This is a genomic window from Bacteroides sp. AM16-13, from assembly GCF_003602705.1.
Lineage (GTDB): Bacteria > Bacteroidota > Bacteroidia > Bacteroidales > Bacteroidaceae > Bacteroides > Bacteroides xylanisolvens.
The window spans coordinates 164,785-171,920 of the sequence record NZ_QTLK01000007.1; the positions used below are offsets into that span (position 1 = coordinate 164,785).

Genomic DNA, 7,136 nt, shown 5'->3' on the forward strand with positions numbered 1-7,136 from the left:
CATAAATTATAATTCATTAAATACAGAAATGGGTAGAGTTCTTATTATTGGTGCAGGCGGTGTTGGCACTGTCGTTGCACACAAAGTGGCACAAAATGCCGATGTATTTACAGATATCATGATTGCCAGTCGTACGAAAGAGAAATGCGATAAAATCGTCGAGGCAATAGGTAACCCCAATATAAAAACAGCTAAAGTTGACGCAGACAATGTAGAGGAGCTGGTAGCCTTATTCAACGATTTCAAACCCGAAATGGTGATTAATGTGGCTCTCCCTTATCAGGATCTGACGATTATGGAAGCTTGTCTGAAAGCCGGAGTGAACTATCTGGACACCGCCAACTATGAGCCGAAAGATGAAGCTCATTTTGAATACAGCTGGCAGTGGGCTTATCACGATCGTTTCAAAGAAGCAGGTCTGACAGCTATCCTCGGCTGCGGATTCGACCCGGGAGTAAGCGGTATCTATACTGCTTATGCAGCTAAACATTATTTTGATGAGATTCAATATCTGGACATTGTAGACTGCAATGCAGGTAACCATCATAAGGCTTTTGCTACAAACTTCAATCCGGAAATCAACATTCGCGAAATTACGCAGAACGGACGCTATTATGAAAATGGCAAATGGGTAACTACCGGTCCGCTGGAAATCCACAAAGACCTGACATACCCTAACATCGGTCCGCGTGACTCTTATCTTCTTTATCACGAAGAACTGGAATCTTTGGTGAAACATTATCCGACTATCAAACGTGCACGTTTCTGGATGACTTTCGGACAGGAGTATTTAACTCATTTACGCGTTATCCAAAACATCGGTATGGCACGAATCGACGAGGTTGATTACAACGGAATGAAGATTGTACCATTGCAATTCTTGAAGGCTGTATTGCCTAACCCGCAGGATTTAGGAGAAAACTACGAAGGAGAAACTTCTATCGGTTGCCGTATCCGTGGTCTGAAAGATGGTAAGGAACGTACTTACTATGTATACAACAACTGTAGTCACCAGGAAGCTTATCAGGAAACCGGTATGCAGGGAGTAAGCTACACCACCGGAGTTCCGGCAATGATTGGAGCCATGATGTTCTTCAAAGGCGAATGGAACCGTCCGGGTGTAAACAATGTAGAAGAATTCAATCCGGATCCGTTCATGGAACAACTCAATAAGCAAGGTCTTCCCTGGCATGAAGAATTCGACAAGGATTTGGAATTATAAGCGTACACCTATTCATTAAAAGAAAGTTATGATAAACGTAGGAGATAAAGCACCGGAAGTCTTGGGTATCAATGAGAAAGGCGAAGAAATCCGTTTAAGTGCTTATAAAGGAAAAAAAATTGTGTTGTATTTCTACCCAAAGGACAGTACATCAGGTTGCACCGCACAAGCGTGTAACCTACGCGACAACTATTCCGAACTACGTAAAGCCGGCTATGAAGTAATCGGTGTCAGCGTAGACAATGAAAAGTCGCACCAGAAATTCATCGAAAAGAACAATCTTCCTTTCACTCTGATTGCTGACACTGACAAAAAGTTAGTAGAAGAATTTGGAGTATGGGGAGAAAAGAAACTGTACGGACGTGCTTACATGGGTACTTTCCGCACTACTTTCCTGATTAATGAAGAGGGAATCGTAGAACGGATTATCACTCCCAAAGAAGTGAAGACCAAAGAACATGCCTCACAGATTTTAAATCAATAACTCCATTAATTATATAAGAATAAGGTATGGCAAAAAAAGACGAACTTAATTTTGAAACAGATAATAAAATGGCATCAAGCGAAAAACTAAAAGCCTTACAGGCTGCCATGGAAAAGATAGAAAAGAGCTTCGGTAAAGGTTCTATCATGAAAATGGGTGATGATAGTGTTGAACAAGTAGAAGTGATCCCGACAGGCTCTATTGCCCTGAACGTGGCACTTGGCGTTGGAGGTTACCCTAGAGGTAGAATCATCGAAATCTATGGCCCGGAGTCTTCCGGTAAGACAACATTGGCTATCCACGCCATTGCTGAAGCACAAAAGGCCGGCGGTATCGCTGCTTTTATTGATGCCGAACACGCTTTCGACCGTTTCTACGCATCTAAACTGGGCGTAAATATCGATGATCTTTATATCTCTCAACCGGATAACGGAGAGCAAGCGTTGGAGATTGCGGAACAACTGATTCGTTCTTCTGCTATCGACATCATCGTTATTGACTCTGTAGCCGCACTGACTCCTAAAGCGGAAATCGAAGGCGACATGGGTGACAACAAAGTAGGCCTTCAGGCACGTTTGATGTCGCAGGCACTTCGTAAGTTGACAGCTGCTGTGAGCAAGACACGTACTACTTGTATTTTCATCAACCAGTTGCGTGAGAAGATCGGTGTTATGTTCGGTAACCCGGAAACAACAACCGGTGGTAACGCTTTGAAGTTCTACGCTTCTGTACGTTTGGATATCCGTGGTAGCCAACCGATCAAAGATGGCGAAGAGATTCTCGGTAAACTGACTAAGGTGAAAGTGGTGAAGAATAAAGTAGCACCTCCTTTCCGCAAAGCAGAATTTGACATCATGTTCGGTGAGGGTATCTCCCATTCCGGAGAAATCATCGACTTGGGTGCTGACTTGGGAATCATCAAGAAGAGCGGTTCATGGTATAGCTACAACGATACTAAGTTAGGACAAGGACGTGATGCCGCCAAACAATGCATCATGGATAATCCTGAACTGGCTGAAGAACTGGAAGGATTAATCTTCGAAGAATTGAAGAAGAAATAATTTGCTTTAATTCTGCTTTATCCACAGACTAAAACTGAATAAACAAAGGTGGGAGAAAATCGTTTACTACGATCATTCTCCCACCTTTTTCTCTTTTATATAATTCTCTCTTTTTTCCTCTTATACAAAATAAATGTATGCCAATGTGCTCAAGCTGATTATTACCCAAAGCAAAATTCCTTGAACCAAAGGCTTTATTCCAACTGCTTTCAATACATCAATAGAAAGAGAAGCACCGATGAAAAACATGGTAATCGTCAGAGTTTTACGGGCAATACCGTTAATAGCCGCTCCCAATTGTGGTACTCCATCCAGCAAATAAGTGTTTACTACCAATGCCAACACGAAGAAGAAGATAAACCATGGAATACTTATCTTTTGTCCTTTGCTCTTGAAAATAAAGGAAGTAGCAAAAGCCATCGGGATAATCCAAAGCGCACGGGTCAATTTAATAGTGGTTGCCACTTTCAATGCTTCTTCGCCATAAGCAGCTCCTGCACCTACTACAGAACTGGTGTCATGAATGGCAATGGCTGCCCATGTTCCAAACTGTTGCTGATCCATATTTAATGCATGACCAATGGCAGGGAAAATGAAAAGTGCGATAGCATTCAAGATAAAGATAGTACCCAGTGCTACAGACATTTCACTATCTTTCGCTTTCAATACCGGTCCCACAGCCGCAATGGCACTACCACCACAGATAGCGGTTCCCGAACTGATAAGATAAGCTGTATTACGGTCGATCTTGAACAACTTACGTCCGATAAACCAACCTATTACCAAGGTTCCGATCACTGAAATGACCGTAAACTCCATACCTTCCTTACCGGAAGCTAAAGCAGAATGAAGATTCATACCAAATCCCAATCCTACAACTGAATATTGCAACAGATATTTAGAGGTTTTCTTATTAAACTTAGGATGCGCTTGTCCGCAAGTCAATGCAAAAATAAGTCCGAGGAACAAAGCAACCGGAGGAGTTACCCAAGCCGACCATGCTTCCAATCCTGGAATATAGTCTAAAAAAAGAAAGAAAGTCAGAGTAGAAAGCAGTGCAACATAAATCATTTTATTATTTGCCTGCAAAGTTTTTGTAGCTGTTGAAATCATATCTTTTTATCTTTAATTGTTTTCCGGGTGCAAAGGTACGGTAAACAATCAAGACCCGCCAATAGTTTCTAATTATGCATTATAACTTTTAATTATAAGCATACGCTTCCCTACAACTACTCTTACACTGTTATAATGTCTTTCCCAAAAGGTGATAATGCCAAAGCTGCCAATTTAAAGTGCTGTAAGCCAAAAGGAATACCAATGATAGTAATACATAATATAGCCCCGAAAACCAAATGGGACAGACAGATCCAAATGCCACCCAAAAATATCCACAGGATATTCATCAATATATAAAGGCAACCGCCAGAGCGGTTTCCACTTCTTACTTCTTTACCGAAAGGCCACAAAGCAAGTCCTGCCAGTTTCAAGGTTTGCATACCAAACGGAATACCAATAATGGTAAGCATCATCAATATGCTTGAGATGAGGTATTCAACAGCAGTAAAGATACCACCAAGCAACAACCACAATAAATTCATTAAACAGCCCATATATAAATTGTATTAGTTATTTTTCCAATTTTCTTTTTGTTGTCTCATCCACTTTACCCTGATGTCACTTATTCTCTAGCATTATCATCCATTTCCAAATGGGAATCACCTCTATTGTAAAACCATCCTGTTCCACCGTACGTTCTTCATTACGAGTCACAATTTGTAACTTCTCCGCCTTTAAGAACTTTGCCGTTTTCAAAAGCCCATTTACTTCACGAGTAAAAGTTTGAGTATCAGAAATATTATATGATGCTTGAACAAGCCATTTCTGATCAGGGATATAAAAATCAACTTCTACATTTTGATTATAGAAATATAGCTCCTTTCCAACCATTCTATATAAAGAGACAGCTACTAAATTCTCCAACAACAAAGTTTCCGGATTAAAGATAAACAGATTCAAAATGCCATTATCAATAAAATAGTATTTCCGGTTACTCTCTCTTTCCGCAAAACGAGCTGCATAATTTTCAATACTGAATATCAGCCAAGTTTCTTCCAAATATCCCACATAGTCAATAACTGTTCGCACCCCCACACTCTCTCCCGCTGAAGATACTATATTTTTAAGTCGATTGTAAGAAGAGGGTTGCATGACACTTTCAGCAAGTTTTTTCACCAACAAACTCATCGAATCCGAATTACGTAGTGCATAACGGGCCACCAAATCACCAAAGAATATTTTCTGATAAAGTCCACTCAACCAAGAACGTTTATCTTTAAATGCTATCAATTCAGGAAATCCCCCATTATAAAAATAAGCATCAAAAGTGCGCACCACTTCATTACGTAAACTTGGAGTATAAAGCCAGTTTGTTTTTAATATTATATCCTGCGAAAGAAGAAACTCACGAAAAGAATACGGATATACCTCCTGAATAAGAAAACGCCCGCCTAATGTCGTAGCAATCTCACTACTCAACATCTTCGCATTACTTCCAGTCACATATACACGATATTTTTTATCTACCAACCGACGAACGAACTTTTCCCACCCGTCTACAACTTGTATCTCATCCAAAAAGAAAATAGGCTGATAGGGAAAAGTCTCTTCATAAGCTAATTTTATATCGTCCAACTCTTCCGATTTCAAGCCGATAAAACGTTCATCTTCAAAGTTGATATATAGTATTTCTTCTATCGTATGCCCTTTTTTCAGAAGTTGGTGTATCCGCTGATACATCAAATAGGATTTTCCAGCCCGGCGAATACCTAAAAACACATAATTACCCGCATCCTCAAAAGTAAAAGGACGTTCCATAAATGTTATATCCTTAACAAACTCTTGATTTTCACCAATTATTTGCTTTATTTGTTCCTTATTCATATCAGGTATTGTTTTATATATAGAATACAAATATATATTTTTTGTTTCATATACAAAACAAAATACACCATTATTTATTTCATATATACAAAAAATCCGAACCGTATTTAGCGGTTCGGAAGTATGGTTTTGTCATAGAAGCTAATGATTGATTATCTGTTTCGTATGAATCATTTATTATAAATAAATGAATATTTAATGATATTCTTATTGGTTTCCACCTCTGTTTCTCTTTCGTTGGTAGTCGTGTATTCATAACCGTATTCCGGATACCCAGGGCGTTTAAGCGTATTTCCTACAATGACATCATAATCCACACGTATTTTTTTAAACGGTTCGTTCCAGCTCATAGTTGTGACATAGCCATTATTATCAAACGCATATACAACAGGATGGACTGTTTCTGTGTATTTAATATAAGTATAATTCTCATGAACCGTTTCATTCGGTGTTGTGTAGATCGATTCCGGCCTCCCTTCACTGTCCATTTCATAATCTATTTTCTCAAGATAGCATTTTGAGCCGTTACCAAACAAACGCATAATATAAAGCATCTGATAATCGTCATCTATATCCAGCAGGAAACCGTTAGGATCAATGTTGAGTTTATCATTTGCATAACGATTGGGATAAAGCTCGTCTACGGTATATTCCCAAACTTCGTCCTCATGATAGTTTTCATGATACACGGTTTTTGTCAGCAGACCGTCTGTATAACCCAATGTTATCCAAAATTTATCGTAATCATCCTTTGTGTTTGTATTGTCTATTTTCGACAAACGATTATCAGCATTATATTCAAAACCTACATAATCCACCGGAAATGTGATACGGGTTGCAAATCCTTGCTCATTCAACATGACTGTGCTTTTTTCAATCTCTCCGTCACTACTTGTTCCATCATGATAAATCCGCCGGTTTTGAATGCGGATTTCATTGGCTATCGTATAGTCGAAAGCAATCGTTTCAGTATATTTGAGATTTGCCTCACTCGCATCGGGCCCGTTCTTTCTTACACATTCGGCAATTCTTCCTAATGAATTGTATTTAAACTCATAACTTTTATATTCATTCGAAGATTTATACTCGTCCTCATTGTCCGTGTATTCGTAAATAACTTTACGAATCATTTTTTGGAGAGTACCGTCCTGCGTTGTTCCTTTCTGTTCTATAACAATCACAATCGTGGTATCTCCGCAAACAATACGGATTTCAGCCTCGCGGCTCTGTCCCGTCAAGTTCGGTTGCAACGTCATGGTCAATGTAAACTCACCCGCACCTCCCGAATAAGCACTCAATTCCACCCAATCCACACGCCCGGCAGCCGCTTTGGTAGTTGCCACTTCGGTAATAGTAGCTGTCCATGCTTCGGTAGCTGTGAATTTGATACCGTTGTTTAGGGTCGTTTCGTCGGCAAAGACTGTTTGCG

At 39.7% G+C, this 7,136-nt stretch carries 7 protein-coding genes; 3 read left to right on the forward strand and 4 right to left on the reverse strand.

Annotated elements, in window-relative coordinates; all coding sequences use genetic code 11:
• Nucleotides 1-28: 28 nt before the first annotated feature.
• Genes DW173_RS07655 through recA form a run of 3 tightly spaced genes read left to right on the forward strand, consistent with a single transcriptional unit; the run spans nt 29 to nt 2,767 of the window.
• Nucleotides 29-1,222: a saccharopine dehydrogenase family protein gene (locus DW173_RS07655; protein ID WP_004312514.1), complete on the forward strand. Its 1,194-nt coding sequence runs from the start codon at nt 29-31 to the stop codon at nt 1,220-1,222.
• Nucleotides 1,223-1,250: 28 nt separating this feature from the next.
• Entirely contained in the window at nt 1,251-1,706 is a 456-nt protein-coding gene (gene bcp, locus DW173_RS07660; protein WP_004312515.1) for a thioredoxin-dependent thiol peroxidase, read from the forward strand.
• A 26-nt stretch (nt 1,707-1,732) separates the two neighbouring features.
• Nucleotides 1,733-2,767, forward strand: a complete 1,035-nt coding sequence (gene recA, locus DW173_RS07665; RefSeq protein WP_004312516.1) for a recombinase RecA — start codon at nt 1,733-1,735, stop codon at nt 2,765-2,767.
• Between the two features lie 120 nt (nt 2,768-2,887).
• Here recA and DW173_RS07670 read toward each other — a convergent pair whose 3' ends face one another.
• The 4 genes from DW173_RS07670 to DW173_RS07685 form a co-directional block, all read right to left on the reverse strand.
• Complete coding sequence (locus tag DW173_RS07670) at nt 2,888-3,880, reverse strand: YeiH family protein (protein ID WP_004312517.1); 993 nt, start codon at nt 3,878-3,880, stop codon at nt 2,888-2,890.
• Nucleotides 3,881-4,002: 122 nt separating this feature from the next.
• Entirely contained in the window at nt 4,003-4,377 is a 375-nt protein-coding gene (locus DW173_RS07675; protein WP_008021320.1) for a YccF domain-containing protein, read from the reverse strand.
• Nucleotides 4,378-4,441: 64 nt separating this feature from the next.
• Nucleotides 4,442-5,707 carry an ATP-binding protein gene (locus tag DW173_RS07680; protein ID WP_009040395.1) on the reverse strand — a complete coding sequence of 422 codons (1,266 nt, stop codon included), beginning with the start codon at nt 5,705-5,707 and terminating at the stop codon, nt 4,442-4,444.
• Between the two features lie 170 nt (nt 5,708-5,877).
• Nucleotides 5,878-7,136 (reverse strand): BACON domain-containing protein (locus DW173_RS07685; protein ID WP_199722827.1); only part of this gene is annotated, 1,259 nt, incomplete at its 5' end.

Coding starts and splice junctions, on each gene's coding strand:
- DW173_RS07655 (WP_004312514.1), top strand. CDS start 29: ATGGGTAGAGTTCTTATTATTGGTGCAGGCGGTGTTGGCACTGTCGTT.
- bcp (WP_004312515.1), top strand. CDS start 1,251: ATGATAAACGTAGGAGATAAAGCACCGGAAGTCTTGGGTATCAATGAG.
- recA (WP_004312516.1), top strand. CDS start 1,733: ATGGCAAAAAAAGACGAACTTAATTTTGAAACAGATAATAAAATGGCA.
- DW173_RS07670 (WP_004312517.1), bottom strand. CDS start 3,880: ATGATTTCAACAGCTACAAAAACTTTGCAGGCAAATAATAAAATGATT.
- DW173_RS07675 (WP_008021320.1), bottom strand. CDS start 4,377: ATGGGCTGTTTAATGAATTTATTGTGGTTGTTGCTTGGTGGTATCTTT.
- DW173_RS07680 (WP_009040395.1), bottom strand. CDS start 5,707: ATGAATAAGGAACAAATAAAGCAAATAATTGGTGAAAATCAAGAGTTT.